General features: G+C 72.8%; 18 protein-coding genes. 8 read left to right on the forward strand and 10 right to left on the reverse strand.

Annotated elements, in window-relative coordinates; translation table 11 throughout:
* Positions 1-957 carry a metal ABC transporter substrate-binding protein gene (locus ACF1A5_RS13620; protein WP_392192999.1) on the reverse strand — a complete coding sequence of 319 codons (957 nt, stop codon included), beginning with the start codon at positions 955-957 and terminating at the stop codon, positions 1-3.
* 183 nt (positions 958-1,140) lie between these two features.
* On the opposite strand from ACF1A5_RS13620, the gene ACF1A5_RS13625 reads away from it, so the two are divergent.
* A complete protein-coding gene (locus ACF1A5_RS13625) occupies positions 1,141-2,523 on the forward strand; it encodes a glycine--tRNA ligase (RefSeq protein ID WP_392193000.1) in 1,383 nt (460 codons plus the stop codon).
* 135 nt (positions 2,524-2,658) lie between these two features.
* Here ACF1A5_RS13625 and ACF1A5_RS13630 read toward each other — a convergent pair whose 3' ends face one another.
* Complete coding sequence (locus ACF1A5_RS13630; protein WP_392193001.1) at positions 2,659-2,892, reverse strand: hypothetical protein; 234 nt, start codon at positions 2,890-2,892, stop codon at positions 2,659-2,661.
* A 965-nt stretch (positions 2,893-3,857) separates the two neighbouring features.
* Between ACF1A5_RS13630 and ACF1A5_RS13635 the strand changes: the two genes are divergently transcribed.
* Both ACF1A5_RS13635 and ACF1A5_RS13640 read left to right on the forward strand, forming a co-directional pair.
* Positions 3,858-4,868, forward strand: a complete 1,011-nt coding sequence (locus ACF1A5_RS13635; protein ID WP_392193002.1) for an aldo/keto reductase — start codon at positions 3,858-3,860, stop codon at positions 4,866-4,868.
* A 26-nt stretch (positions 4,869-4,894) separates the two neighbouring features.
* Positions 4,895-5,485 (forward strand): TetR family transcriptional regulator, encoded by a 591-nt coding sequence (locus ACF1A5_RS13640; RefSeq protein ID WP_392193003.1) that lies wholly within the window; start codon positions 4,895-4,897, stop codon positions 5,483-5,485.
* Positions 5,486-5,603: 118 nt separating this feature from the next.
* Here the strand turns inward: ACF1A5_RS13640 and ACF1A5_RS13645 are convergent, their stop codons facing one another.
* Positions 5,604-7,034, reverse strand: coding sequence for an MFS transporter (locus ACF1A5_RS13645; RefSeq protein ID WP_392193004.1), 1,431 nt, complete (start codon positions 7,032-7,034; stop codon positions 5,604-5,606).
* A 110-nt stretch (positions 7,035-7,144) separates the two neighbouring features.
* Here ACF1A5_RS13645 and ACF1A5_RS13650 point away from each other — a divergent pair, with 110 nt between their 5' ends.
* A complete protein-coding gene (locus tag ACF1A5_RS13650; RefSeq protein ID WP_392193133.1) occupies positions 7,145-8,035 on the forward strand; it encodes a helix-turn-helix transcriptional regulator in 891 nt (296 codons plus the stop codon).
* Positions 8,036-8,162: 127 nt separating this feature from the next.
* Here ACF1A5_RS13650 and ACF1A5_RS13655 read toward each other — a convergent pair whose 3' ends face one another.
* On the reverse strand, positions 8,163-9,608 hold the full coding sequence (locus ACF1A5_RS13655) for an MFS transporter (protein WP_392193005.1): 1,446 nt from the start codon (positions 9,606-9,608) through the stop codon (positions 8,163-8,165).
* A 125-nt stretch (positions 9,609-9,733) separates the two neighbouring features.
* On the opposite strand from ACF1A5_RS13655, the gene dusB reads away from it, so the two are divergent.
* Positions 9,734-10,888: a tRNA dihydrouridine synthase DusB gene (dusB, locus tag ACF1A5_RS13660; protein ID WP_392193006.1), complete on the forward strand. Its 1,155-nt coding sequence runs from the start codon at positions 9,734-9,736 to the stop codon at positions 10,886-10,888.
* A gap of 83 nt (positions 10,889-10,971) precedes the next feature.
* On the opposite strand, the gene ACF1A5_RS13665 is transcribed toward dusB, so the two are convergent.
* The 3 genes from ACF1A5_RS13665 to ACF1A5_RS13675 all read right to left on the reverse strand — a co-directional run bounded on the left by ACF1A5_RS13665 (position 10,972) and on the right by ACF1A5_RS13675 (position 16,994).
* Positions 10,972-12,828, reverse strand: coding sequence for a CDP-alcohol phosphatidyltransferase (locus ACF1A5_RS13665; RefSeq protein ID WP_392193134.1), 1,857 nt, complete (start codon positions 12,826-12,828; stop codon positions 10,972-10,974).
* 771 nt (positions 12,829-13,599) lie between these two features.
* A complete protein-coding gene (locus ACF1A5_RS13670) occupies positions 13,600-15,537 on the reverse strand; it encodes a glycogen debranching N-terminal domain-containing protein (protein WP_392193007.1) in 1,938 nt (645 codons plus the stop codon).
* A complete protein-coding gene (locus ACF1A5_RS13675) occupies positions 15,534-16,994 on the reverse strand; it encodes a hypothetical protein (RefSeq protein ID WP_392193008.1) in 1,461 nt (486 codons plus the stop codon). Before ACF1A5_RS13675 ends, ACF1A5_RS13670 begins: the two co-directional genes overlap by 4 nt.
* 121 nt (positions 16,995-17,115) lie before the next feature.
* On the opposite strand from ACF1A5_RS13675, the gene ACF1A5_RS13680 reads away from it, so the two are divergent.
* Positions 17,116-18,324, forward strand: a complete 1,209-nt coding sequence (locus ACF1A5_RS13680; protein ID WP_392193009.1) for an ROK family protein — start codon at positions 17,116-17,118, stop codon at positions 18,322-18,324.
* A gap of 486 nt (positions 18,325-18,810) precedes the next feature.
* The gene (gene ppdK, locus ACF1A5_RS13685) at positions 18,811-21,558 is read left to right on the forward strand and encodes a pyruvate, phosphate dikinase (protein ID WP_392193010.1); all 2,748 of its coding nucleotides are present in this window, start codon (positions 18,811-18,813) and stop codon (positions 21,556-21,558) included.
* 133 nt (positions 21,559-21,691) lie between these two features.
* On the opposite strand, the gene nirD is transcribed toward ppdK, so the two are convergent.
* Genes nirD through ACF1A5_RS13700 form a run of 3 tightly spaced genes read right to left on the reverse strand, consistent with a single transcriptional unit; the run spans position 21,692 to position 25,880 of the window.
* Positions 21,692-22,042: a nitrite reductase small subunit NirD gene (gene nirD, locus ACF1A5_RS13690; protein ID WP_392193011.1), complete on the reverse strand. Its 351-nt coding sequence runs from the start codon at positions 22,040-22,042 to the stop codon at positions 21,692-21,694.
* Positions 22,039-24,651 carry a nitrite reductase large subunit NirB gene (gene nirB, locus ACF1A5_RS13695; RefSeq protein ID WP_392193012.1) on the reverse strand — a complete coding sequence of 871 codons (2,613 nt, stop codon included), beginning with the start codon at positions 24,649-24,651 and terminating at the stop codon, positions 22,039-22,041. Before nirB ends, nirD begins: the two co-directional genes overlap by 4 nt.
* Positions 24,651-25,880, reverse strand: a complete 1,230-nt coding sequence (locus tag ACF1A5_RS13700) for an NAD(P)/FAD-dependent oxidoreductase (RefSeq protein WP_392193013.1) — start codon at positions 25,878-25,880, stop codon at positions 24,651-24,653. The genes nirB and ACF1A5_RS13700 overlap by 1 nt, the downstream gene beginning before the upstream one ends.
* Positions 25,881-26,156: 276 nt before the next feature.
* Here ACF1A5_RS13700 and ACF1A5_RS13705 point away from each other — a divergent pair, with 276 nt between their 5' ends.
* Positions 26,157-26,939 (forward strand): sulfite exporter TauE/SafE family protein, encoded by a 783-nt coding sequence (locus tag ACF1A5_RS13705; RefSeq protein ID WP_392193014.1) that lies wholly within the window; start codon positions 26,157-26,159, stop codon positions 26,937-26,939.
* Positions 26,940-26,953: the final 14 nt, after the last annotated feature.

A 26,953-nucleotide genomic window follows, 5' to 3' on the forward strand; every position in this document is an offset into this window, starting at 1 on the left:
TCACTTGGTGCCCAGGGCCTTGCGCAGGGCCTGGAGGTTGGCGTCCATGACCTGGATGTAGTCACGGCCGCGGGACTTGCCGGTGATGCCTTCGACCGGGTCGAGGACGTCCGTCCGCAGCCGCGCGTCCCGGGCGACGGTCCGGGCGGTGCCGTCGTTGACGAGCGTCTCGTAGAAGACCGTGGTGACCCCGTCGGCCTTCGCCATCCGCTCCAGCTCCTTGACCCGCGCCGCGCTGGGCTCCGACTCGGGGTCGAGGCCGCTGACGGCCTCCTCAGTCAGGCCGTAGCGCTCGGCGAGGTAGCCGAAGGCGGCGTGGGTGGTGAGGAAGACCCTGGTCCTGGTGTTCCTGAGCCCGGTGGCGTACCGGGTGTCGAGGGCCTTCAGCTTCTTCACCAGGGCGGCGGTGTTCTCGCGGTAGTCGGCCGCGTGGTCCGGGTCGGCCTTCTCGAAGGCGCTGCCCACGCCCTCGGCGATGCGCGCGTAGCGCACCGGGTCGAGCCAGACGTGCGGGTCCTTGGCACCGGACTCCTCGCCGCCGTGCGTGTCGTGGGCCTCGGCGTGGCCGCCGACCTCGGTGCCGTGCTCCTCCAGCGTGGTCAGCGAGGTGGCGTCGATCTTCGTCCCGATCTCCGACTGCGCGACGGCGTCGTCGACGGACGGCTGAAGCCCCTTGAGGTAGAGCACCGCGTCGGAGTCCTGGAGCTGAGCGGTCTGCCGGGCGCTGATGTCCAGGTCGTGCGGCTCCTGGCCGGGCTGGGTGAGCGTGGTGACGTGCGCGTGGTTCCCACCGATCTGCTCGGCGAGGAAGGCCATCGGATAGAACGACGCGACGACGTCGAACTTGCCGGTGCCGCCCGCGGCACCCGCGGTCGAGCAGGCGGAGAGGGCTCCGAGGCCGAGGGCGGCGGCCGCCGCGGCCGCGGTCCCGGATATGAGGCGTCGTCGTACGTTCATGACAGTCATTTTCATCAAACATGGAAACCGTTGTCAACAAGCTGGGTCGGAGCCCCGCCGGAGGCCCGCATTCCGCCCGCACCCGGCACCGATTTGATTGAGGGGGAGCCTCCGCCGGTACGCTGAAGCATTCGCTCTGAAGCGTCTCGCTTCGTCGCCCGTCGTCGTAATGAAGAGAGCACCGTGGCCGCCGACAAGATCGACACCATCGTCAGCCTGAGCAAGCGCCGTGGCTTCGTATTCCCCTGCAGTGAGATCTACGGCGGCCAGCGCGCCGCGTGGGACTACGGGCCCCTGGGTGTCGAGCTCAAGGAGAACCTCAAGCGCCAGTGGTGGCGCTACATGGTGACGTCGCGCGAGGACGTGGTCGGTATCGACTCGTCCGTGATCCTGGCCCCCGAGGTCTGGGTCGCCTCCGGCCACGTCGCCACCTTCACGGACCCGCTCACCGAGTGCACCGCGTGTCACAAGCGGTTCCGCGCGGACCACCTGGAGGAGGCCTACGAGGCCAAGCACGGCCGTGTCCCGGAGAACGGCCTGGCGGACGTCAACTGCCCCAACTGCGGCAACAAGGGCCAGTTCACCGAGCCCAAGCAGTTCTCGGGCCTGCTGTCCACCCACCTCGGCCCGACCCAGGACTCCGGCTCCGTCGCCTACCTGCGCCCCGAGACCGCCCAGGGCATCTTCACCAACTTCGCCCAGGTGCAGACCACCTCGCGCCGCAAGCCGCCCTTCGGCATCGCGCAGATGGGCAAGTCCTTCCGCAACGAGATCACGCCCGGCAACTTCATCTTCCGCACCCGCGAGTTCGAGCAGATGGAGATGGAGTTCTTCGTCAAGCCGGGCGAGGACGAGAAGTGGCAGGAGTACTGGATGGAGCAGCGCTGGAACTGGTACACCGGCCTGGGTCTCCGTGAGGAGAACATGCGCTGGTACGAGCACCCGAAGGAGAAGCTCTCCCACTACTCCAAGCGCACCGCCGACATCGAGTACCGCTTCCAGTTCGGCGGCAACGAGTGGGGCGAGCTGGAGGGTGTGGCCAACCGCACCGACTACGACCTCGGCGCGCACGCCAAGGCCTCCGGCCAGGACCTCTCCTACTTCGACCAGGAGGCCGGCGAGCGCTGGACGCCTTACGTCATCGAGCCCGCGGCCGGTGTCGGCCGCGCGATGCTCGCCTTCCTGCTCGACGCCTATGTCGAGGACGAGGCGCCCAACGCCAAGGGCAAGATGGAGAAGCGCACCGTGCTGCGCCTGGACCACCGCCTGGCCCCGGTGAAGGTCGCGGTACTGCCGCTGTCCCGCAACCCGGAGCTGTCCCCGAAGGCCAAGGGCCTCGCCCAGGCCCTGCGCCAGAACTGGAACATCGAGTTCGACGACGCGGGCGCCATCGGCCGCCGCTACCGCCGCCAGGACGAGATCGGCACGCCGTTCTGCGTGACGGTCGACTTCGACACCCTCGAGGACAACGCGGTCACCGTCCGCGAGCGTGACTCGATGAAGCAGGAGCGCGTGTCGCTGGACCAGATCGAGGGCTACCTCGCGAGCCGCCTGCTCGGCTGCTGAGGCCGCCCGCCGCTCGTCACGCCGGTGCCGGGTCCCTTCCGGGGGCCCGGCACCCGCGCGTCGGCGCCCCGGCCGCGGTGAGCCGGAGCGAGCCCGTCGCGGCCGATCCGTGACCGTCCGCGACGGCGCTGCCGGTCACAGATCGAGGTCGGCAGAGAGGGCGGCGTGGTCGGAGGCCTCGTCGGCCTTCGGCGTCACCGTGTCGAAGGACTTGATGGCCGGCGGCGCCCGGACCCCGCGCCGCTCCATGCCGACGTGCTGCACCCGGCCCCACACTGGCGCCGGGAACAGCAGGTAGTCGAGCTTGTCGCTCGGCCTGGTGCCCGAGCCGTGGGTGCCGGGGTCGCCCCGGTAGGCGGGGTGGCTCATGGCGTCCCGCAGGCCGGCGTCCGTCAGCGTCCTGATCGGCGGGCTGTCCAGGAAGTCGTTGAGGTCCCGGCGACCAGCACGTTCGGGGACTGCTCCGCTGCGGCCCGGCGGATCCTCGCGACCTGCTCCGCCTGGGCCGGGCGCAGCTCCGGGTCGTCGCCGGCCTTGCTCTTGAAGTGGTTGCCGAGGACCCACAGGGCGCCCCGTCCAGTTCGATCTCGAACTCGGGGCAGTCGCGGCTGAACACGGGGCCGCCCGGGTGCTCCGGACTGGTGTCGAAGATGTGCGAGCGGACGGACCGGATCGGGTGCCGGCTGAGGATGCCGACGTCGATGCCGCGGCTGTCGTTGCCGTCGGTCAGCGTGTTGAAGGTGTAGGGACGCCTGCCCAGCACCCCGCCCAGGACCTGCGTGTTGAAGCGGTCCAGGGTGAGGCGGTCCTCCACCTCGACGGTGAGCGGGACGTCGGCGTCGATCTCGGCGATCACCCGGCCGGTGTTCTTCACGGCGGCCCGGTCGAGGTCGTCACGCTCGAGCCCGGCCCAACCGGCCCAGGGGCCGCGGCCCCTGGCGACGACGCGGATCTCCGGATCCTGCGGGTGGCCGCTCCTGCGGAAGAGTGCCACGGCGCCGCCGCAACTCGTCGAAGTCGTCGAGGACCTCCTTGCGGTGGGCGTCGTCCGGAAGACCGAAGGCCCGGGGGCGGCGGAACAGGTTCTCGGCGTTGAAGGTGGCGACGCGGATGGTCGTGGCGCGCCTCCCGCGGCGGCGCATGGGATGCCGCGGGGCCGGCGGCAGGCGCCGCCGGGGTGACTGCTCACCGACAACACCCATTCTCCGAGCCGGGGCGGACCAGGTCGAATGCGGCGGCGCCGACGATCTTCGTCGCCGTCCGGGCAGCCGGATGCTGACAAGTAACGAATGACAGATATTGAAATCTGTCATTCGTTATGCCAGGGTGGAGCCATGACGATCCAGACCCGCCCCCTCGGAACCACCGGACCCCAGGTCTCCGCCCTCGGCCTCGGCTGCATGGGCATGTCCGCGCTGTACGGCGACGCGGACCGGACCGAGTCCGTCGCCACCGTCCACGCCGCCCTGGAGGCAGGCGTGACCCTGCTCGACACCGGCGACTTCTACGCCATGGGCCACAACGAGATGCTGATCGGCGAGGCCCTGCGGACCGCCCCCGCGGCCCTGCGCGAACAGGCGCTGCTCAGCGTCAAGTTCGGCGCCCTGCGCGACCCGGACGGCGGCTGGAGCGGAGTCGACGGACGGCCGGCCGCCGTGAAGAACTTCGCCGCGTACTCGCTCCAGCGCCTCGGCGTCGACCACATCGACGTGTACCGGCTCGCGCGCCTCGACCCGGACGTGCCCATCGAGGAGACCATCGGCGCGATCGCGGAACTGGTGGAGAAGGGGTACGTACGCCACATCGGCCTGAGCGAGGTCGGCGCCGACACCGTTCGGCGGGCCGCCGCCACCGCGCCCATCGCGGACCTGCAGATCGAGTACTCGCTCATCTCGCGCGGCATCGAGGACCGCATCCTGCCCACCACCCGCGAACTGGGCATCGGCGTCACGGCGTACGGCGTGCTCTCCCGCGGCCTGATCTCCGGGCACTTCGGACGCGACCGGCAGCTCGCCGCGCACGACTTCCGGGCCCACTCCCCGCGCTTCCAGGGTGAGAACCTCCAGCACAACCTGAACCTCGTCGACGCGCTGCGCAAGGTCGCCGAGCAGAAGGGCGTGACGGTCGCGCAGATCGCCATCGCCTGGGTGCTCTCCCGCGGCGAGGACATCGTGCCGCTGATCGGCGCCCGCAGCCGGCAGCGGCTCACCGAGGCGCTCGGCGCGCTGGACGTGACCCTGGACGAGGGCGACCTCAGGGCCGTCGAGGAGGCCGTGCCGGCCGACGCCGCCGCGGGCGCCCGCTACCCCGAGGCGCAGATGGCACACCTCGACAGCGAGCGCTGACCCGGGCGCCGGGTACGGTCTATGCCATGGCCACCACCGCCGAGACCCTGACCGCCGAACGCATCCTCGAGGCGACCGAGGAGGTGCTGCGCCGCCACGGCCCGGCGAAGGCCACCGTGGTGGACGTGGCCCGCGCGCTCGGCGTCAGCCACGGCAGCGTCTACCGCCACTTCCGCACCAAGGCGGCGCTGCGGGAGGCGGTGACGAAGCGATGGCTGGACCGTACCTCCGAGGCGCTGGCCGACATCGCGGCCGACGGGGACCGCGCCCCCGAGGCACGGCTGCGGGACTGGTTCGCGACCCTGTTCGAGGCCAAGCGCCGCAAGGCGGGCGACGATCCCGAGCTGTTCGCCACCTACTCGGTCCTGGTCGGCGAGAACGGCGCGGCGGTCGGTGAGCACATCGCCGACCTGACCGCCCAGCTGACCCAAATCGTCGCCGCGGGCGCCGACGCCGGCACCTTCACCGCCGCCGACCCGGCCGCCACGGCCCGCGCCCTCTTCCACGCCACGGGCCGCTTCCACGATCCGTGCTACGCGCCGGAGTGGGAACAGGCGGGCATCGAGGACGAGTTCGCGGCGGTGCTGGACCTGGTCCTGCGGGGACTGCGGACCTGACCGCGCGGTCACGGGACCGCGGGGGCGGAGGCGGGTGACCGGCCCGCCGGTGGTCACCCGCCCCCACGTCCCTCGTGCCGCCGTGGGGCCCGCCGGGCGCCCGGCGGACCCCACGGAGCTACCCCACGGTGCGCGGCAGGCGCAGGCTCAGCAGCGCCGTCAGTGCCACGCCCGCGAGCTGGACGAGGAGCGTCGCGACCAGCGCGTCCCGCATCCCCAGGCCCGGGACCAGGGAGAGGAACAGGGTGCCCAGCGTCGCCACGCCCAGCGCCAGCGACGACTGCTGGGTGGTGACCATCACCCCGCTGCCGACTCCGGCCCGCGCGGCCGGCACCTCGGAGAGGACGACCCGGAAGAGCACCGGCAACTGGAGCGCCTGGCCCGCGCCGGCCACCGCCGCGCCGGGCAGCAGTGCGGCCGGCCCCAGGTCCGGCCAGTCCCGCCAGGCGGCCAGCGCCAGCAGTCCCACACCCACCGCCTGGATCAGCGCTCCCGCGGTCACCACGCGGGTGCCGTACCGGGCGACCAGCCGCGGCCCGGCGAGCGAGACGAAGAAGAACACGACCGCCATGGGGGCCAGCGTCAGTCCCGCCGGGACCGGACCGAGCCCCGCGCCGCGCTGCAGGGCCACCGCGACCACGAACATGAAGCCGCTGAACCCGATGGAGAACGGCACGATGATCACCAGCCCGCGTCGCAACGAGGTGAGCGCGAACAGGCTCGGCGGCACCAGCGGCGTACGGCCCCGCCGGTCCGCCCGGCGCTCCACCGCGTAGAACGCGGCCGCCAGACCCGGGAACGCGGCGAGCGACATCCAGGTCCACAGCGGCCAGCCCGCCGCGCGGCCCTCGGTCAGCGGGACCAGCAGCGCCAGCAGGGACGCCGCCAGCAGGACCGTGCCGGGACCGTCCACCGGCTCCGGGCGCGGGGAGCGGGTCTCCGGGACGGCCCGGGCCCCCAGCACCAGGCCCGCGATCACGAACGGCACGTTCACCAGGAACACCGAGCGCCAGCCGGTGCCCGCGACGTCGGCGGCGACGAGGACGCCGCCGAGGATCTGCCCGGCCACCATGGACAGGCCCGCCGTCGCGCCGTACAGGCCCATCGCCCGGGCCCGGCGGGGGCCCGAGGTGGCCGCCTGGATGGTGGCGAGCACCTGCGGCAGCATCGCGGCGGCCGCCGCGCCCTGCGCCACGCGGGCCGCGACCAGCGACCAGGCGTCCGGGGCGAGCCCGCACACCAGCGAGGTCAGGCCGAAGGCCGTCATGCCGCCGAGGAAGAGGCGGCGGCGGCCGAACAGGTCGCCGAGCCGGCCGCCGAGGACGAGCAGGACCGCGTACGCCACCCCGTACCCGGCGACGACGAGTTCCAGGACGGCCTCGCCCGCCCCGAGGTCCCGGCCGATCGTGGGCAGGGCGACGTTGACGATGAAGAAGTCGATCAGAGGCAGTGCCGCGGCCAGCAGCACCGTGAACAGTCCGAGTCCGCCGAGCGCGGGTGGCGCCACCGGTGACCGGACGGTGCGTGAGGAGATGGTTTCGGTCGTCACGGTCACGAGCCTGCGCCCGCCCTCAGGGTGGTACCAGAGTCTTCTTGTCCTGGTAGCGGGAGTACCTGGAAACAGGCTCCGGGCGCGGGCACTGTGGAATCATGACGACCATGGCCCAGGAGACGCCGGTACGTGAAGCCCAGGCCCCGCGCCCCCCGAAGGCGGCAGCCTCGGCGATCCGGCGGCACGAACTCGCCGCCTTCCTGCGGCACCGCCGCGAGCACATCAGCCCCGAGCGGGTCGGCCTGCCGCGCGGCAGCCGGCGCCGCACGCCGGGGCTGCGCCGCGAGGAGGTCGCGCACCTCTCCGCGGTCGGCGTCACCTGGTACACCTGGCTGGAACAGGCCCGCGACATCCAGGTCTCCGTGCAGGTGCTCGACGCCCTCGCCCGCACCCTGCTGCTCGACCCCAGCGAGCGGGCCCACCTCTTCCAGCTCGCGGGCGCCACGGACCCGACCCCGGCGACCACGTGCCCCTCGGTCACCCCGGCCCTGCGCGCCATCCTGGATCAGCTCGAACCCATGCCGGCGTGCCTGCAGAACAGCAGGTACGACATCCTCGCCTACAACCGCACGTACTCCCTGCTGCTGTGCGACCTGGACGCGGTGCCGCCGGAGGACCGCAACTGCATGATCCTTTCCTACACGAACGAGGAGTGGCGCTCCTCGATCGTGCACCTGGAGGAGACCACCCGGCTCATGGCCGCCCGCTTCCGCGCCGCGATGGCCGGGCATCTCGGCGAGCCCGCCTGGAAGATGCTGCTCAAGCGGCTGCGCACGGAGTCGGCGGACTTCCGCGCGGCCTGGGACCGGCACGAGGTGGTCGGCGCCCGCACCAAGCGCAAGGAGTTCCGCAACGCCCACGTCGGCCGCCTCGTCGTCGACCACACCGACCTGTGGCTGAGCCCCGACGTGGGCCCGCGCATGGTCACCTACGCACCGGCCGACGAGGAGACCCGCGAGCGCCTGGGGAAACTGCACGCCATCGCCGCGGCGAGGTGACGCGCTCCGCCGGAGTCGCGGTCCGCGCCGCTGCGACGGACCGCGACCCCGGACTCCAGGGACGCCGCGACGCCGGTGCGGCTGCGCCCGCGACGCCGGTGCGGCTGCGCCCGCGACGCCGGTGCGGCTACGCCGAGACGCCGGTCGTCTGCCGGATCTCCGCCGACTCCAGGCGCCGGGCCGTCCGCTCGGCGGTGTGCCGGGCCCAGCGTCCCGAGGTCACCGCGCCCAGTCCCAGGACCGCCGCCCCGCACGCCACCAGGACCCACCAGCCCGGCCGCGCGGCCGTCACGAACGTGTCCGCGTACGAGGACGAGCCCACGCCCGCGGCCAGCAGCGCCCCGACCACCGCGACCCCGAGCGTCTGCCCGAGCTGCCGGCTGGTAGAGGCGACCGCCGCGGCGACCCCGGCCTGCGCCCGCGGCATACCGGAGACCGCGGTGTTGGTGATGGGCGCGTTGACGAAGCCGAAGCCGATGCCGAACAGGACGTAGCCGACGAGGAGCGTCACGTTCGACGTCTCGGCCTCGAAGGCCGCGAAGAGCACCGCGCTCGCGGTCATCGCGCACCCCGCGACCAGCAGCGGCAGCCGCGGCCCCCGGCTGCCGACCAGCCGTCCGGACAGCGGCGCGCACAGGAACGTCGGCACGGCCATGGGCAGCATCCACAGGCCCGCGTGCAGGGCGTCCAGGCCGCGCACGTTCTGCAGGTACAGCGTGGACAGGAAGAGGAAGCCGCCGAGCGCCGCGAATGCGCTGACCGCGATCCCGGTGGCCCCGCTGAACGGCGCGGAGTGGAAGAAGCGCAGGTCGATGAGGGGTTCGGCGCGGCGCGGCTCGTACCACAGCAGGGCGAGCAGGGCCGCGAGAGCCATGGCAGCGAAGGGCAGCACGGTGCCGGGGCCGGCGTCCGGCGCCTCGATGATCGCGTAGGTCAGCGAGCCGAACAGGGCGATCACCAGCACCTGCCCGACCGGGTCGGGGCGGCGGGGCTTCGGCGCCCGCGACTCGGGGACGAAGCGCAGGGTGAGCAGCAGCGCGGCGAGGGCCACCGGCAGGTTGACCCAGAAGATCGAGCGCCAGCCGACCGACTCCACCAGCAGCCCGCCCACCAGCGGACCGGCGGCCATGGATATGCCGATCACGGCGCCCCAGGCGCCGATCGCGCGGGCGCGCTCGCGCGCGTCGGTGAAGGTGTTGGTGATGATCGACATGGCGACGGGGTTGAGCATCGAACCGCCGACCGCCTGGACCATGCGGAAGACGACCAGCAGCTCCAGATCGGGCGCGAGGGAGCACAGCAGCGAGCCGACGCCGAACACGACCAGGCCCGTGGTGAACACGCGCCGGCGGCCGATCCGGTCCGCGGTGGAGCCCGCGAGCATCAGCAGCGAGGCCAGGACCAGGGTGTACGCGTCGATGGTCCACTGCAGGCCGGAGGTGGCGGCGTGCAGCTCGCGCTGCATCGAGGGCAGGGCGACGTTCAGGACGGTGTTGTCCAGGCTCACGATCAGCAGGCTCATGCAGCAGATCGCGAGCACCAGCAGCCGTCGTCGGTGGCTGAGCTCGGGCATGGGGACCATGGTACGCGGTTCAATAGTGCGGTTAACTAATGACTGATACATGATCTTTGCCCGGTGCCTGCCCGGTTGTCCACAGGCCGGGCGGAGCATCCGCCGGCGTACGGGACAATGGAGCAATGTCCACGCCGACCACCACCCCCGTGTCCCCGTTGCAGATCGGCCCGCACACGGTGCAGCCGCCCGTCGTGCTCGCACCGATGGCCGGGATCACCAACGCGCCCTTCCGCACCCTGTGCCGGGAGTTCAGCGGTGGCAAGGGACTGTTCGTCAGCGAGATGATCACCACCCGCGCCCTGGTCGAGCGCAACGAGAAGACCATGCAGCTGATCCACTTCGACGCGACCGAGAAGCCGCGCTCGATCCAGCTGTACGGCGTCGACCCGGCCACCGTCGGCAAGGCCGTCCGCATGATCGCGGAGGAGGACCTCGCCGACCACATCGACCTCAACTTCGGCTGCCCGGTGCCGAAGGTCACCCGCAAGGGCGGCGGCTCCGCGCTCCCGTACAAGCGGAACCTGCTGCGGGCGATCCTGCGCGAGGCGGTCAGCGGCGCCGGTGACCTGCCGGTCACGATGAAGATGCGCAAGGGCATCGACGACGACCACATCACGTACCTCGACGCCGGCCGGATCGCGGTCGAGGAGGGCGTGACCGCCATCGCGCTGCACGGCCGCACCGCCGCCCAGCACTACGGCGGCACCGCGGACTGGGAGGCGATCGCCCGCCTGAAGGAGCACGTCCCGGAGATCCCGGTGCTGGGCAACGGCGACATCTGGTCGGCCGAGGACGCGGTGCGGATGGTCCGGGAGACCGGCTGCGACGGCGTGGTCGTCGGCCGCGGGTGCCTGGGGCGGCCGTGGCTGTTCGCCGACCTGGTGGCCGCCTTCGAGGGGCGTACGCAGGACGTCGCACGGCCCACGCTGCGCGAGGTCGCCGACGTCATGGTCCGGCACGCCACGCTCCTCGGCGAGTGGATCGGCGACGAGGCACGGGGCGTCATCGACTTCCGCAAGCACGTCGCCTGGTACCTCAAGGGCTTCGCGGTCGGCTCCGAGATGCGCAAGCGGCTCGCCGTCACCTCCTCGCTGGCCGAACTGCGCGCCGGCCTGGACGAGCTGGACCTCGGCCAGTCCTGGCCCACCGGCGCCGACGGGCCCCGCGGCCGCACCTCCGGCAACAACCGCGTGGTGCTGCCGGACGGCTGGCTGAAGGACCCCTACGACTGCGCGGGCGTCTCCGAGGACGCCGAGCTGGACACGTCCGGGGGCTGAACCCCCTACGGCTGAGCACTCACGGGGCTGAGGATCGGGGGCCGGACCGGCCGGCGGCCCAGCCCCCTGCCGGTCCGGCGCGGTCAGCGCTTCGTCGGGTGCGGCGTGGAGCCGTACGCCGTCAGGAACCGGTCGCGGAAGGCGCTCATCCTCCACACCGGGGCGTCGTGCGCGGGGCGCAGCCCGTCCGACCAGCCCCAGCCGGCGATCTTGCGCAGCACCTTCGGGTCCTTGGCGACGATCGCGCAGGGCACGTCACGGCTGGCGTGGTCGCCGCTGACCCGGGCGATGGGCTGGTGGTCGCCGAGGAAGACCAGCACGGTGTTCTCGTTGCCGTACCGCTCCAGCCACTGGGTGAGGGCGGTCACCGAGTACTGGACGGACTTGCCGTACTCCTCGCGGGAGCGGGTGGGGTCGGTGATGATGTCCGCCGGCCGGGTGCCCGCCGCCTCGATGCCCTTGTAGACCGAGCCGTCGCCGAGCCGGTCCCAGCCGACCGTCTTCGGGATCGGTGCCCAGGGCTGGTGGCTGGAGGTCAGGATGACGAACCCCATCAGCGGCTTGTCGCGCTTCCGGCCGTGCTCCAGGCGCTGGAAGGACTCCAGGGCGTACTGGTCGGGCATGGTGGACCAGCTGAACTTCGGTCCCTTGTAGCCCAGCTGGAAGGCGTTGTAGACCTTGTCCAGGCCGTACCACTTCGCCTCCGGCCAGCCCTTCTGCACTCCCGGCATGACCCCGACCGTGTCCCAGGCGCCGGTCTTCTTGAAGGCGTCGGTGAGGGTGAGGTGATCCCCGGCGGTCACCGTGCGGTAGCGGTACTGGTTGTCGATCCACAGGCCCGACATGAACGTGGAGTGCCCGAGCCAGCTCCCGCCGCCGTACGTCGCCGACGTCAGCCAGCCGCTCTTGGCGTGGAAGCCCGCCTTGGCGAGCGCCTGGGTACTGGTGTCGAGGGTCCGGTCGACACCGGGCGCCATGATCGGGTCCTCCACGGCGCTGCGGCCGTAGCTCTCGATGAACGTGAAGATCATGTCCTTGCCGCGCAGGTCGGGCACCAGCTCGCTGCCCGGGGTGCCGCCGAACGCGTCCGCCCGCGCCGTCCTCGCGAACTCACGCTCGTCCCGGATCGTCGAACGCAGCGCCTGCCCGTGGTACTTGAGCATCGCCACCGTGTGCTCGGCGGCCAGCGGGACCCCGCGGACCTCCAGGTTCAGGGACGCGCAGGTCATCCAGAGCGCGCAGAGCAGCAGCAGCCCGCGGGTGGAGCGGGTCCGGTGACGCCCCAGCCAGGTGCCGACGCGGACGACCGCCAGGGCCATCAGCGCGAGCACGGCGAGCACCAGGACGACCAGGCCGACGGTCGCGAGCAGCGCCACCGTCCCGCCCATCGTGTCGACCAGGTAGGACCGGGCGTCGTCGAGGAGCTGCCAGTCCAGGATCACGTTGAAGCTGCGGCCCAGGTACTGGTTGAACTCGATGTCCGTCAGGTTCAGCACCGTCAGCACGCCGAGCGCCACCCCGCCGAGGGCCGCGACGACCGTCCGCGCCCGCCGCGGCAGCGCGATCAGCAAGGCCGCGCCGAGCAGCGCCTCCACCGGGATACGGGTGAACTCCGCGATCCGGAACTGCTCCCTCTTGTTCGGCAGCAGCAGTGCGACGAGGACCACGGCCAGGGCCAGTCCGGTGAGCGCGACGGAGAGCCCCCGGGCGGCCACCGGATGCCCGGCCTTCCACTCACCCCAGGCCCGCCGGACGGCCCGGGGCCGGAGCGCGCGCAGGAAGCGGAGGGGGAGGGTGCGGGGAGCGGGGGAGGCGTCGGCCGGGGTGGATCCGCCTTCGGCTGTGTCCTCCGCGGCCGGTCCGTCTTCCGCGTCGGCCGCGGCGGGCCGGCTCTGGGCTTCGTTGCTCGGGGCGGGCTCGCCTTCGGTTTGGGCGGCCATGGCCTGCTCGCCGTCCGGTCCGTCGGCCGGGGCGGGTCCGTCTTCCGCGGCGTCGGCCGCGGCGGGCCGGCTCTGGGCTTCGTTGCTCGGGGCGGGCTCGCCTTCGGTTTGGGCGGCTATGGCCTGCTCGCCGTCCGGTCCGTCGGCCGGGGCGGGTCCGTCTTCCGCGTCGGCCGCGGCGGGCCGGCTCTGGGCTTCGTTGCTCGGGGCGGGCTCGCCTTCGGTTTGGGCGGCCGTGGCCTGCTCGCCGTCCGGTCCGTCGGCCGGGGCGGGTCCGTCTTCCGCGGCGTCGGGCGCGACGGGCCGGCTCTGGGCTTCGTTGCTCGGGGCGGGCTCGCCTTCGGTTTGGGCGGCCGTGGCCTGCTCGCCGTCCGGTCCGCCGGCCGGGGCGGGTCCGTCTTCCGCGGCGTCGGGCGCGACGGGCCGGCTCTGGGCTTTGCCGCTCGGGGCGGCCGCCCTCCCGGCCGCGTCGCCCGCTGCGACGGTCTTGTCTCCGGTCGCCGGGGCGGCGATCTCGTCACCGTCCGCCGGTTTCACGGGCGTCGGTGGCTCTTCCGGTGGCAGGACTTCGGCCCCGCCCGCCCCGGCCGTACCCGATGACTGGCGTGTACTCGTGTGCTGAGGCACCCCGGAGGTCCTTCCGTGCGCGGCGTGGCGAAGCGGCGGGCCACGCTGGGGAGGGGGGCCCGCCGCACTTCCGTACGGCCTGCCCGCCTCCCCTGTTCACGGCACTCGGCAAACACCCGGCAAACGACCGGCCGGCCGTGACAGCTACGCCCCTCCCACCGCCGTGAGCAGGGCCAGGGGGGCCGAGGCCGAGCGGGACTCGCGGACGCAGGCGTGCGGGTAGGGGACCGGTTCGGCGTGCGTGTCGCGGCCGTAGCCCGCGAGCACCTCGGGGAGGCGGTGGCCGGTGGCGGTCGCCGCGTCGACCAGGCCGTGGGCGACGGTGCGCGCCTCGTCGTGCAGGCCGTAACGGGCGAGCCCCAGCGCGATCAGCGCGTTGTCGTGCGGCCACACCGAGCCGCGGTGGTACGACAGCGGGTGGTACGCGGGCTGCCCGGCGGCAAGTGTCCGTACGCCCCAGCCGGAGAAGAAGTCCGGCTCCAGAAGCCTGCGCCCCACGGCCTCCCCGTACTCCTTGTCCAGCAGCCCCGACCACAGCAGGTGCCCGGCGTCCGAGGCCAGCGCGTCCACCTGGCGGCCCTGGCCGTCCAGCGCCAGCGCGGGAAAGGACCGGTCCGGCATCCAGAAGTCCCGCTGGAAACGGTCCCGCAGATCACCGGCCGCCTGTTCGAGCAGCGCCGCGTAGACCTCGTCCCCCCACGCCGTGCGGGCGATCCAGGCGGTGCGGCGCAGCGCGTCGTACGCGTACCCCTGGGCCCCCGCCGCCATCACCGGGCCGGAGGCGCGGGTGCCGTCGGCCGAGCAGATGGCGCCGGGGGAGTCCTTCCAGTTCTGGTTGGCGAGGCCGCCCCGGTCGGCGCGGTAGACGAGGTAGCCGCGCGAGGTCAGTCCGCCGTGGTCCAGCATCCAGCCGATCGCGGCGCGGGCGTGCGGTTCCAGGCGGCGGGCCAGCGCCGTGTCGCCGGTCCGCTCCACGTACGCGCCCAGCAGGACGAGGAACAGCGGGGTGGCGTCGACCGAGCCGTAGTACCGCCCGAACGGCACCTGGCCGAAGTGCGCCAGCTCCCCGTGCCGCACCTCGTGCACGATCTTCCCCGGCTGGGCGACCGACCGCGTGCTGGTCTCCCCGGCCTGGGTGGCGGCCAGGGCGAGCAGCGTGGCGGCGGCCGGCCGGGGGTGGTGGGGCAGCACGAACAGCGACGTGAGCAGGGCGTCGCGGCCCAGCAGGGTGAGGAACCAGGGGGCTCCGGCGGCCGGCACCCGCAGCTCCTCGCCGTCGGGGCCGGCCGCCGGGACCTGGAGCGCGGCCAGGTCGGCGAGGCCGCGGGCGCAGGCCGCCGCCAGCTCCGGCCAGCCGGTCGGGAAGGCCACCCCCTCCACGAACGCGCCTTCCAGGGAGCGGAGTCGCTCGGTGACGGCGGAGGGGGAGCGCGGCACCCGCACGGCCCGCCGGTCCCCGTGCGGCCGGGCCATCACCCGCATCGTCAGCTCCACCGTGCCGTGCGGTGCCAGCTCCAGCGCCCACACCAGGCGGCGGGCGCCGGTGCCGGTCTCCTCCACGCCGTCCGGTGCGGGGTCGGCGGTCACCGTCGTGCAGGACCGCCACTCGCCGCGCCGGTAGCGGAACTCCACCCCGTCGACCAGGATCTGACGGGAGCGCACGACGCCGGTCTTGGCGTAGGTGCGGTGGTCGGCGCGCAGCTCGAACTGGTCGGTGAAGTCGGCGTCGGCGGTGACCGCGAGGCGGACCGTAGTGGCGACCGGGCGGTTGCTGGTCACCCGCAGACACTCCACGAACGCGCTGTCGGCGACGGCCTGTTCGCGGAAGAGCGTGTACGCCGGCGGCTCGGTGCGCCCGCCGCGCGGCACCAGCACGCAGCGCGCGGCGTCCCCGTCCCCGACCGGCGCCAGCGTCTGCGGGACGGCCCCGTCGACGGTGAGCTGCCAGCGGCTCAGATGCCGGGCGTCGCGCACGAACAGCCCGTCCGGGGAGCTGCCGCCGCGTACGCCGCTGATGTCCCCTCCGTCGCCCACGGCGGCGAACGTCGTGCCGTGCACGAGCAGATGATGCCGGTCCGTCATCCCCGGTCCCCTCCCTTGACGTCCTGGGCTGCCTCGTCGTGCCTGCCGGACATGCCGGTGCCCGTGGGGGACACGGCGTGTCCCAGGGGCTCGTGCAGCAGGTCGAGCGTGAGTGCGGCGGTCCAGCCGAAGCCGAGCGCCCCGCAGGCCTCGCCGGTGTACGGGTCGACGTACTCCGCGAAGCCGGTCGTGTCCGCGGTGTGCAGGGCCGCGTCCCGCAGCGCGTCGGCCGTCTCCCGCTCGCCGTGCACCCGCAGCCCGCGCTCCACCAGCCAGCACGTGTTGAACCAGGCCGGCCCACGCCAGTAGCGGTGCGGGTCGAAGGCCTCGCCGAGCAGGTCGTAGCTCGGGACGAGGCGGGTGCTGGTGCCCAGCCCGAAGTGCGGCCCGCGCAGGGTGCGCACCAGCGCGGCGGCGACCTCACGGGGCAGGCCCGGCAGCAGCAGGGGGACGAGGCCGGAGACACCGCGCTCGGGGATCGGCCGCCCGGTGCGCACGTCCCGGCACAGGAAGATGCCCTCGGCCGGATCCCACAGCCGCCCGATCAGCGCCGCGGTCAGCCGCTCGGCGCGCGCGTGCCGGGCCGTGCCGGTCGCGCCCAGTTCGCGGGCGATCCGCGCCAGCGCGTGTTCCGAGGCGATCAGCAGGGCGTTGAACGCCGGGTCCTCCACCGCGAAGGCGCCCGCCCCGTCGGCGTAGGCCCGGTTCCGGTAGTCCGCCGCCAGCCGCACGTACCGCCCGTAGTCCAGGTCGGTCGGCCGGTCCTCCGGGGCGCCGTGGTCGAGGTCGGCGCGGCGGAAGGAGCGGGCCGGGGCCGGGGTGACCCGCGAGAGCGGGGCGTCCCAGCAGGGGCTGTTGTCCATGCCCTGCTCCCAGGGGTGCACGACGGACGCGAGCCCGCCGCCGCCCAGGTCGCGCCGGTGCAGCAGATAGCGGTGCCAGGCCGCGAGCCGCGGGTGCGCCCGGGCCAGGAAGCCGCGGGCGCGGGACAGCCCCGGGTCGGCGCAGTGCACCAGCCAGGCCGCCAGCGCGTGCACCGGTGGCTGCACGATGCCCGAGGTCTGTACGGTGCGCGGGGCGCCCGTGGCGCGCCCCGCGGTCGACGAGCGCCAGAAGTCGGGGCTCGGGAAGTAGGCGTCGAGGGGCACGGAGGGGTTGAAGACGATGTGCGGGATCCGCCCGTCGCCCCACTGGGCGTCCAGCAGCGTCTCCAGCTCCGTCTGGGCCCGTAACGGGGAGACGTGCCGCAGGCCGACGGCGATGAACGCGGAGTCCCAGGACCACTGGTGCGGATACAGGCCGCGCGAGGGGACCGTGGAGCCGCCCGTCCAGTTGTCCTCCAGCACCCGGGCGGCCCTGACATGCAGCGGATCCGGAGCGGAGGGGGGATCGTATGCGACGGCGGCGGGCGCCGTGTGCCCGTCGTGGCGGGCGGTGAGTTGGGCGGTGCGATCCACTCGGGGCTCCCCGAAAGACGTCCGGCCCGACCGGTTCGGTCGTGGCCACCGTAGAGTTACGTCTATTTAACACGCAAAACCCAATATGTAATGCAGGGTTGGGAAACACAAGGGGGTGCGCATGACGGGACGGAGCACGGCACGGAATCAGGTCGGCGCCGGCGACCTGCTCGAACTCGTGCGCAGCGGCCGGGCCACCACGCGCGGCGCGCTCCAGCAGGCCACCGGTCTGTCCCGGGCGACCGTGGGCCAGCGGCTGGACCGGCTGTTCCGCGCGGGCTGGCTGCGCGAGGGCGCGGGCGGCCCCGTCGACTCCCCGCTGGGCGGACGCCCGTCCATCACCCTGGAGTTCGACGACGCCCACGCGGTCGTCCTCGCCGCCGACCTCGACACACGGCACGCGCGTGTCGCCGTGCTGTCGCTCACCGGCGAGATCCTCGCCGAGCACGGCGGCACCCTGGTCGTCGAGGACGGCCCGGAGGTGGTGCTCGGTGAACTCGGCTCCTGGTTCGCCGAGTTGCTGCGCAGGGCGGGCCACCGCCCGGACGAGGTGTGCGGCATCGGCCTCGCGGTGCCGGGGCCGGTGGACAGCGAGACCGGCCGGGTGGTGCAGCCGCCGATCATGCCGGGCTGGGACGGCTACGACATAAGAGGCCGCCTGGCCCGGGCCTTCACCGAGCACACGGGCGCCCCGCCGGTGCCGGTGCTCGTCGACAACGACGCCAACCTCCGGGCGTACGGCGAACAGCGCACCGGATACCCCGACTGCTCGGCCTTCGTGCTGGTCAAGGTGTCCACCGGGATCGGCGCGGGTGTCGTGGTCGGCGGCTCGATCTACCGGGGCGTCGACGGGGGCGCGGGCGACATCGGGCACATCCGGGTGGGCGCCGAGGCGCTGTGCCGGTGCGGGTCCCACGGCTGCCTCGCCGCCGTCGCGAGCGGCGGCGCCGTGGCGCGGCGGCTCGCGGAGGCGGGGGTGCCGGCCGCCTCCGGCTCGGACGTACGGGACCTGCTGGCGGCCGGGCACCCCCGGGCCACAGCGCTCGCGCGCGAGGCCGGGCGACTGGTCGGGGACGTGCTGGCCACGGTGGTCACCCTGCTCAATCCGGGGGTGCTGATGATCGCGGGCGACCTGGCCGGTACGCCCTTCGTGACCGGTGTACGGGAGCTGCTGTACCAGCGGGCGCTGCCGCGCTCCACGGCCCATCTGGACGTGGTGACCTCGCGGCTCGGCGAGCGGGCGGGGCTGGTGGGGGCCGGGGCGCTGGTCGTGGAGCACCTGTACGCGCCGGACCGGGCGGAGGAGCGGCTGCTCGCGCTCGGCGTGTGAGGGGTCCGTCCGGGTCTGCCGCCGCCGCCCGCACCCGCGTGTGACCCGCCGCCCGCACCGGCGTGTGACCCGCGGGTTTCCTCCCCGGCACCTGTCCGTACACGCGTCCGGATGGTGAAATCCGCGTCCGTGTGACAGCGTGATTCTCGCCACCCCTGATAAGGGTTGCGCTCAGATGAGCGGATCTTGAGCGGCTGCACTTCTCCAAGGGGTGGCACTGAGTGCCATCCCTTGATCGTTCATCGATCGAACTCACTCGTGGCACAACTCGCTCATGTGAGCGGTTGGAGCGGCCTCGCCGGCAATGGTGCGTTCAAGAAGTGAAAACATCGGGCCCCCGTTCTGTGCCCTGCCTTGACTTTCGATCTGCTGGCTGACGATCGGTTACAGGCACATGACGCGCGAGTGGACGTACCCAGGCGCCTTCGATCTGGGTATGTTCCTCGCCGTCAGGGCAGCCACCGAGTCCTCGAGGAGTCGAGACCCGTGTCGGAAAACAAAGATCCCCAGGTAGCCGGGCAGGGCACCAGCGTTGAGGGGGTGAAGTTCGTCTACGACTTCACCGAGGGCAACAAGGACCTCAAGGACCTGCTGGGCGGCAAGGGCGCGAACCTCGCCGAGATGACGAACCTGGGCCTCCCCGTCCCGCCGGGCTTCACCATCACCACCGAGGCCTGCAAGGTCTACCTCGACAGCGGCGAGGAGCCGGCGGCACTGCGTGACGAGGTGAGTGCGCACCTCGACGCCCTCGAGCAGAAGATGGGCAAGAAGCTCGGCCAGCCCGACAACCCCCTCCTCGTGTCGGTCCGCTCCGGGGCGAAGTTCTCCATGCCCGGCATGATGGACACCGTCCTGAACATCGGCCTCTCCGACAAGTCCGTGCAGGGCCTGGCCAAGCAGGCCGGCGACGACCGGTTCGCCTGGGACTCCTACCGCCGCCTCATCCAGATGTTCGGCAAGACCGTCCTCGGTGTCGACGGCGAGCTCTTCGAGGACGCGCTCGAGAAGGCCAAGGAGGCCAAGAAGGTCACCGTCGACACCGAGCTGGACGCGGCCGACCTGAAGAAGCTGGTCACCCGGTTCAAGAAGATCGTCAAGACCGAGGCCGGCCGGGACTTCCCGCAGGACCCGCGCGAGCAGATGGACCTCGCCATCAAGGCGGTCTTCGACTCCTGGAACGGCGAGCGCGCCAAGCTCTACCGCCGTCAGGAGCGCATCCCGCACGACCTCGGCACCGCCGTCAACGTCTGCTCGATGGTGTTCGGCAACCTCGGCCCGGACTCCGGCACCGGTGTCGCCTTCACCCGCGACCCCGCCTCCGGCCACCAGGGCGTGTACGGCGACTACCTCCAGAACGCCCAGGGCGAGGACGTGGTGGCGGGCATCCGCAACACCGTCCCGCTGGCGGAGCTGGAGCAGATCGACAAGAAGTCGTACGACCAGCTCATGCAGATCATGGAGACCCTGGAGAACCACTACCGGGACCTCTGCGACATCGAGTTCACCATCGAGCGCGGCCAGCTGTGGATGCTGCAGACCCGCGTCGGCAAGCGCACGGCGGGCGCCGCCTTCCGCATCGCGACCCAGCTGGTGGACCAGGGCCTGATCGACGAGGCCGAGGCGCTCCAGCGCGTCTCCGGCGCGCAGCTCGCGCAGCTGATGTTCCCGCGGTTCGACGACCGCGCGAAGGTCGAGCAGGTCGGCCGGGGCATCGCGGCCTCGCCGGGCGCGGCGGTCGGCAAGGCCGTCTTCGACTCCTACACCGCGGTGAAGTGGTCCCGGTCCGGCGAGAAGGTCATCCTGGTCCGCCGTGAGACCAACCCCGACGACCTGGACGGCATGATCGCGGCCGAGGGCATCCTCACCTCCCGCGGCGGCAAGACCTCCCACGCGGCCGTGGTGGCCCGCGGCATGGGCAAGACCTGTGTCTGCGGCGCCGAGGAGCTGGAGGTCGACACCAAGCGCCGCCGGATGACCGTGCCCGGCGGGCACGTTGTCGAGGAGGGCGACGTCATCTCCATCGACGGCTCCACGGGCAAGGTCTACCTGGGCGAGGTCCCGGTCGTGCCGTCGCCGGTCGTGGAGTACTTCGAGGGCCGGATGCACCCGGGCGCCGACGACGCCGACGAGCTGGTCGAGGCCGTGCACCGGATGATGGCCTTCGCCGACCGCAAGCGCCGGCTGCGGGTGCGCGCCAACGCCGACAACGCCGAGGACGCGCTGCGCGCCCGCCGCTTCGGCGCCCAGGGCATCGGCCTGTGCCGCACCGAGCACATGTTCCTCGGCGACCGGCGCGAGATGGTCGAGCGCCTGATCCTCGCCGACACCGAGGACGAGCGCGAGGAGTCCCTCAAGCAGCTCCTGCCGTTGCAGAAGCAGGACTTCGTCGAGCTGTTCGAGGCGATGGACGGCCTGCCGGTCACCATCCGCCTGCTCGACCCGCCGCTGCACGAGTTCCTGCCCGACATCACCGAGCTGTCGGTCCGCGTGGCGCTGGCGGAGTCCCGCCAGGAGCCGCACGAGAACGAGCTGCGCCTGCTCCAGGCGGTGCACCGCCTGCACGAGCAGAACCCGATGCTGGGCCTGCGCGGCGTACGCCTCGGCCTGGTGGTGCCCGGCCTGTTCACCATGCAGGTCCGCGCCATCGCGGAGGCCGCCGCCGAGCGCAAGGCCGCCAAGGGCGACCCGCGCGCCGAGGTCATGATCCCGCTCGTCGGCACGGTCCAGGAGCTGGAGATCGTGCGCGAGGAGGCCGACCAGGTCATCGCCGAGGTGCAGGCGGCGACCGGCACGGAGCTGAAGCTGGCGATCGGCACGATGATCGAGCTGCCGCGCGCCGCGCTGACCGCCGGCCAGATCGCCGAGGCGGCCGAGTTCTTCTCCTTCGGCACCAACGACCTCACCCAGACGGTGTGGGGCTTCAGCCGGGACGACGTGGAGGCCTCGTTCTTCACCGCGTACCTGGAGAAGGGCATCTTCGGGGTGTCGCCGTTCGAGACCATCGACAAGGACGGCGTCGGCTCCCTGGTGAAGTCCGCCGCGAAGGCCGGCCGGGAGACCCGCCCCGACCTGAAGCTCGGCGTCTGCGGCGAGCACGGCGGTGACCCGGAGTCCGTCCACTTCTTCCACGAGGTGGGCCTGGACTACGTCTCCTGCTCGCCCTTCCGCATCCCGGTGGCCCGCCTGGAGGCCGGCCGTGCCGCGGTGACCGCCGAGGGCAGCGACCACCGGTAAAGACCCCGGGGTCCTCGTCGTTGTCCCCGACCCTCAAGACCGACGCGACGAGGACTCCGGCCTGCGAAAAGGAGGGGGCGGCACCCTGTGCGGGGGTGCCGCCCCTTCGGCGTGCGTCGACGTCGTGCGGGCGTCAGCCGGCGCGCACCTCGTACGCCGTCACCCGCACCCCCTCGTCGTCCAGGCACTGGCCGGAGAGCAGGTCGAAACGCTGCTTGAGCAGGGGAGAGGCGACGAACGGGCGCCCCTGGTGGGTGCCGGTCAGGCCGCGGGAGAGGACCGCGGCGCCCGTGAACGGGTCGCGGTTGTCGATGCCGTACAGCCGGCCCGACCGGTCGCGGAACAGGGCTGCCTGCCGGCCGTCCGGCAGCAGGGCCGCCACCCCGCGGCCGGGGAGCAGCGTGCTCAGGTCGCAGACGGTGAGCCAGCCGGCGTCGAGCTGGAGCCGGACCTTCAGGTCGGTGGTCTCTGGGGCCAGGGTCATCGCTGGGCGCTTCCTTCCAGGACGTCGTGGGCAGGGCGCCTGCCGATGGAGAGCAGCGGCAGGTCGGGCTTGATCTGGTCGCGCTCGGGGACGAAGCCGACGACCGGGTCCGGGGTGTCGGGGGCGTTGACGAAGGACACGAACCGGGCGAGCTTCTCGGGGTCCTCGATGGTCTCGGCCCACTCGTCGCGGTAGTGCGCCACATGGGCGGCCATCAGTGACTCCAGCTCCTCGCAGATGCCCAGCGAGTCGTGCACCACCACGTCCCGCACATGGTCCAGGCCCCCCGGGATCCGCTCCAGCCACACCGAGGTGCGCTCCAGGCGGTCGGCGGTGCGGATGTAGAACATCAGGAACCGGTCGATCAGCCGGACCAGTTCGGCGTCGGACAGGTCCTGCGCGAGCAGGTCCGCGTGGCGCGGGGTGGCGCCGCCGTTGCCCCCGACGTACAGGTTCCAGCCGCTCGCGGTGGCGATCACGCCGAAGTCCTTCGACTGCGCCTCCGCGCACTCGCGGGCGCAGCCGGAGACCGCCGACTTGAGCTTGTGCGGCGACCTGAGTCCGCGGTAGCGCAGCTCCAGGTCGATCGCCATCCGCACGGAGTCCTGGACGCCGTAGCGGCACCAGGTCTGCCCGACGCAGGACTTCACCGTGCGCAGCGACTTGCCGTAGGCGTGGCCGGACTCGAAGCCCGCGTCCACCAGCCGGGCCCAGATCAGCGGCAGTTGCTCCACCCGCGCCCCGAACAGGTCGATGCGCTGGCCGCCGGTGATCTTGGTGTAGAGACCGAAGTCCCGGGCGACCTCGCCGATCACGATCAGATTCTCCGGCGCGATCTCGCCGCCGGGGATGCGCGGCACCACCGAGTACGAGCCGTTCTTCTGGAGGTTGGCGAGGAAGTGGTCGTTGGTGTCCTGCAGGGCGGCCTGCTCGCCGTCCAGGACGTAGCCGTCGGCGCCGATCGCCGGGGCGAGCGAGGCGATGACCGAGGCGACGGCCGGCTTGCAGGTCTCGCAGCCGTCGCCGCCCCGGGCGCCCTCGCGGCCGTAGCGGTCCAGCAGGTCCTGGTAGGAGGCGATGCGCAGGGCGAGGACGATCTCGTAGAGCTCCTCGCGGGTCTGCGGGAAGCAGCCGCACAGCCCCTTGTCGATCTCGACACCGCTCGCTTCCAGCTCGTCGTTGACCAGCTGGGTGAGCACCTTGACGCAACTGCCGCAGCCGGTACCGGCCTTGGTGCACTTCTTGACCGCAGGCACGGTGGTGCACCGGTGCTCGGTGACCGCGCCGCGGACGGCCCCCTTGGTGACGTTGTGGCAGGAGCAGATCACCGCCTCGTCCGGCAGCGCGGACGGGCCGAGCTGGGCCGGGGCGCCCGCGCCCGCCGGGAGGACCAGCTGCTCCGGCGAGATCGGCGGCACCGAGCCGGTGAGCGCGCGCAAGGTGCCGTAGGCCTCCGCGTCGCCGACCAGGATGCCGCCGAGCAGCGTGCCGTCCCGGCCGACGACCAGCTTCTTGTACAGGCCCGCGCGGGAGTCCGAGTAGACGACGTCCAGGCAGTCCTCGGTGCTGCCGTGCGCGTCGCCGAAGGAGGCGACGTCGACGCCGAGCAGCTTGAGCTTCGTGGACAGGTCGGCGCCGGTGAAGGAGGCCTCGTCCTCGGCGATGGTCGCGGCCGCCGTCTCCGCCTGCTCGTAGCCGGGGGCCACCAGGCCGTACACCCGGCCGTCCGACGCCAGCGCGCACTCGCCGATCGCGAACACGTGCGGGTCGGTGACCGTGCGGCACTGCTCGTCGACGGTGATGCCGCCGCGCTCGCCGACCGTCAGCCCGCAGTCCCGGGCGAGCTGGTCACGGGGGCGGACACCCGCGCTGAACACCACCAGGTCGGTGGCGAGTTCGGAGCCGTCCGACAGCTTCATGCCGGTGACCGCGCCGTCCTCGCCGACGACGATCTCCTGCGTGCCGACCCCGGTGTGGACGGCCAGGCCCATGTCCTCGATGGTGCGCAGCAGAGCCGCGCCACCACCCTCGTCCACCTGTACCGGCATCAGGCGCGGCGCGAACTCGACGATGTGGCTGGTGAGCCCGAGACCCTTCAGCGCGCCGGCCGCCTCCAGTCCGAGCAGGCCGCCGCCGACCACCGCGCCGGTCGTGGCGCGGGTCCGCGCGTACTCCTCGATCGCGAGCAGGTCCTCGATCGTGCGGTAGACGAAGCAGCCCTCGGCGTCCTTGTTGGGGACGGGGGGAACGAACGGGTAGGAGCCGGTGGCCAGCACGAGGACGTCGTAGCCGACGACGAGCCCCGAGCGGGCGGTCACCCTGCGCGCCTCGCGGTCGACCGTCTCCGCCGGATCGCCCACGTACAGCTCGATGCCGTGGTCCCCGATGAACCCCATGTCGGTCATGGAGAGGTCCTCGGGGGTCTTCCCCGAGAAGTACGAGGTCAGCTGCACGCGGTCGTAGGCGGGACGCGGCTCCTCGCACAGCACGACCACGCGGTGCGTGGCGGTCAGGCCGCGCTCGGCGAGCGCTTCGAGGAAGCGCTGGCCGACCATGCCGTGGCCGACGAGCACGATCGTGGGGCGGGGCCGGGCGGCCGTCGTGGACATCAGGAGCCTCCGTCGTTGGTGAGCAGATGGAGCAGGGGGCCGCCGTCCGAGGGGAGCGGCTCCGCCCCCTCCCAGGCGCGGGCGAGCGCGCCGACGGTGCCGAGTTCGCCGACGAGGACCCCGCCGACCAGGCGGTCGTCGCGGACGACGACCTTGCGGTAGGTGCCGCGGGTGGCGTCGGCGAGCCGCACCACGTCGTCGCCGGGCAGCGGCTCGGTCTCGCCGAAGGCGGCGAGGTCGAAGGACGCGTCCCGCCCGGCCAGGGTGAGCCGGGTCAGGGAGCGGGTGCCGGTGTAGCGGGCGGCCGGGCCGTCCGTGTCCCCGGCCAGCGACTCGGCCAGCGCGTACGCCTGTTCGATCGCGGGCGCGGCGAGGCCGTACACCGTTCCGTCGTGCTGGGCGCAGTCGCCCACGGCGTGGATCCGCGGGTCGGACGTGCGCAGCGCGTCGTCGACGAGGACGCCCTTGTGCACCGCGAGCCCGGCGTCCTCGGCGAGCCCCACCCGCGGGTGGACACCGCAGGCCAGGACGACGAGGTCGGCGTCGAGGGCGTAGCCGTCGGCCATCTCCACCGAGCGGACCGCGCCGCCGGCGCAGCGCACGTCCCGCACCCGGCACTCGGTGTGGACCTCCACGCCGAGGTCCGTCAGGTGCCGCAGCACCAGCCGCGACGCCTCCGGGTCCAGTTGCCGTTCCATCAGCCGCTCGGCCTGCTGGGCGAGCACCACCTGTCCGCCGCGCACCGCCAGCGCCCGCGCGGCGGACACCCCGAGCAGCCCGCCGCCGATGACGACGGCCCGCACGCCCGGCCGGACCGCCTTGGACAGGCCGAGGCAGTCGTCCATGGTCCGGAACGCGTGCACACCCTCGGGCAGTTCGTGCCGGCCGGTGGTGAACAGACCGCGCAGCGGAGGCAGTACGGGGTTGGAGCCGGTCGCCAGGACCAGCCTGTCGTATGCGATCTCCGTGCCGTCCGCGCACCGCAGCCGCCGTGCGGCGCGGTCGATGCCGGTGACCCGGGCGCGGACCAGACCGGCGGGTGCCGGAAGGGCGATCACCTCGGGGGCGTACCGGCCGGCCAGCACCTCGGCGAGCAGGACCCGGTTGTACGGGCGGTGCTCCTCCTCGCCGACGAGCAGCGCGGGCGTGCCGAGCTCGGCCAGCCGCCGGGCGAGCGTCACACCCGCGAGTCCGGCGCCGATCACCACCACACGCGTATTCGAGGTCATGTACCGCAGCGTGCGGCGTCGACGTTACCCGGCCGCATCACGTCTGTTTCCCCCGGGGAACGCTGCCCTCAGCGGGAGCGGGGATCAGGTGTGAGGGGTGCGCGGGCGTGCCGGGACGCTGCTGTGAGGTGTGCGGGGGGGCGGGTGGGGGCGGCACTGTGAGGTGTGCGCGGGCCGGGACGGTGCCGTGGGGTGTGCGGGGTGCGCGGGCGGCCAAGCTCTGAAGTCCCTCAGGTGCATGGACGGCACACGCATCGCGTCTCTAGGGTCGCGATCATGCCCGAGATATCGCCGACCGTGGTCGCCCTGCTGTGCCTCGCCGCCCTCGCGGCCGGGTGGATCGACGCCGTGGTCGGCGGCGGCGGGCTGCTGCTGCTGCCCGCACTGCTGCTCGGGCTGCCGGGCGGCACCCCGGCGGCGTACGCGCTCGGCACCAACAAGGCGGTCGGCATCGTCGGCACCACGGGCGCGGCCGTGACGTACGCCCGCCGCGCGCCCGTCGACGTGCGCACCGCCGTCCGCATCGGTCTCGCGGCGCTCGCCGGGTCCGGCGCGGGCGCCTTCTTCGCCGCCGGGATGAGCACCGAGGTCCTCAAGCCGCTGATCATGGTGGTGCTGCTCGCGGTCGCGGCCTTCGTGATCCTGCGGCCCGCGTTCGGCACCGCCCCCGCGCCCGGCCCGGCCACCCGCCGCCAGGTGCTGGCCGCGATCGGCCTCGCGGGCCTCGGCATCGGCTTCTACGACGGCTTCGTCGGCCCCGGCACCGGCACCTTCCTGGTGCTGGCGCTCACCGCGGTCCTGCACCTCGACCTGGTGACCGCCTCCGCCACGGCCAAGATCGTCAACTGCTGCACCAACGCGGGCGCCCTGGCCACCTTCGCCTGGCAGGGCACGGTCCTGTGGCAACTGGCGGCGCTGATGGCCGTGTTCAACCTGGCGGGCGGCACCCTGGGCGCGCGCACCGCGCTGAAGAAGGGCAGCGGCTTCGTCCGCGTGGTGCTGCTGACGGTGGTGTTCGCGCTGGTGGCGAACCTGGCGTACGAGCAGTGGGTGGCGTAGGGGCCTGAGCCCCG

This window comes from Streptomyces sp. NPDC014864, from assembly GCF_043081525.1.
In the GTDB taxonomy this organism is placed as follows: Bacteria; Actinomycetota; Actinomycetes; order Streptomycetales; family Streptomycetaceae; genus Streptomyces.

Bases quoted from the DNA above. Each gene is read 5' to 3' on its own strand.
- ACF1A5_RS13620 (WP_392192999.1), bottom strand. From the start codon at position 957: ATGAACGTACGACGACGCCTCATATCCGGGACCGCGGCCGCGGCGGCC.
- ACF1A5_RS13630 (WP_392193001.1), bottom strand. From the start codon at position 2,892: ATGAGCCACCCCGCCTACCGGGGCGACCCCGGCACCCACGGCTCGGGC.
- ACF1A5_RS13635 (WP_392193002.1), top strand. From the start codon at position 3,858: ATGACGATCCAGACCCGCCCCCTCGGAACCACCGGACCCCAGGTCTCC.
- ACF1A5_RS13640 (WP_392193003.1), top strand. From the start codon at position 4,895: ATGGCCACCACCGCCGAGACCCTGACCGCCGAACGCATCCTCGAGGCG.
- ACF1A5_RS13650 (WP_392193133.1), top strand. From the start codon at position 7,145: ATGGCCCAGGAGACGCCGGTACGTGAAGCCCAGGCCCCGCGCCCCCCG.
- ACF1A5_RS13655 (WP_392193005.1), bottom strand. From the start codon at position 9,608: ATGCCCGAGCTCAGCCACCGACGACGGCTGCTGGTGCTCGCGATCTGC.
- dusB (WP_392193006.1), top strand. From the start codon at position 9,734: ATGTCCACGCCGACCACCACCCCCGTGTCCCCGTTGCAGATCGGCCCG.
- ACF1A5_RS13665 (WP_392193134.1), bottom strand. From the start codon at position 12,828: ATGGCCGCCCAAACCGAAGGCGAGCCCGCCCCGAGCAACGAAGCCCAG.
- ACF1A5_RS13670 (WP_392193007.1), bottom strand. From the start codon at position 15,537: ATGACGGACCGGCATCATCTGCTCGTGCACGGCACGACGTTCGCCGCC.
- ACF1A5_RS13680 (WP_392193009.1), top strand. From the start codon at position 17,116: ATGACGGGACGGAGCACGGCACGGAATCAGGTCGGCGCCGGCGACCTG.
- nirD (WP_392193011.1), bottom strand. From the start codon at position 22,042: ATGACCCTGGCCCCAGAGACCACCGACCTGAAGGTCCGGCTCCAGCTC.
- nirB (WP_392193012.1), bottom strand. From the start codon at position 24,651: ATGTCCACGACGGCCGCCCGGCCCCGCCCCACGATCGTGCTCGTCGGC.
- ACF1A5_RS13700 (WP_392193013.1), bottom strand. From the start codon at position 25,880: ATGACCTCGAATACGCGTGTGGTGGTGATCGGCGCCGGACTCGCGGGT.
- ACF1A5_RS13705 (WP_392193014.1), top strand. From the start codon at position 26,157: ATGCCCGAGATATCGCCGACCGTGGTCGCCCTGCTGTGCCTCGCCGCC.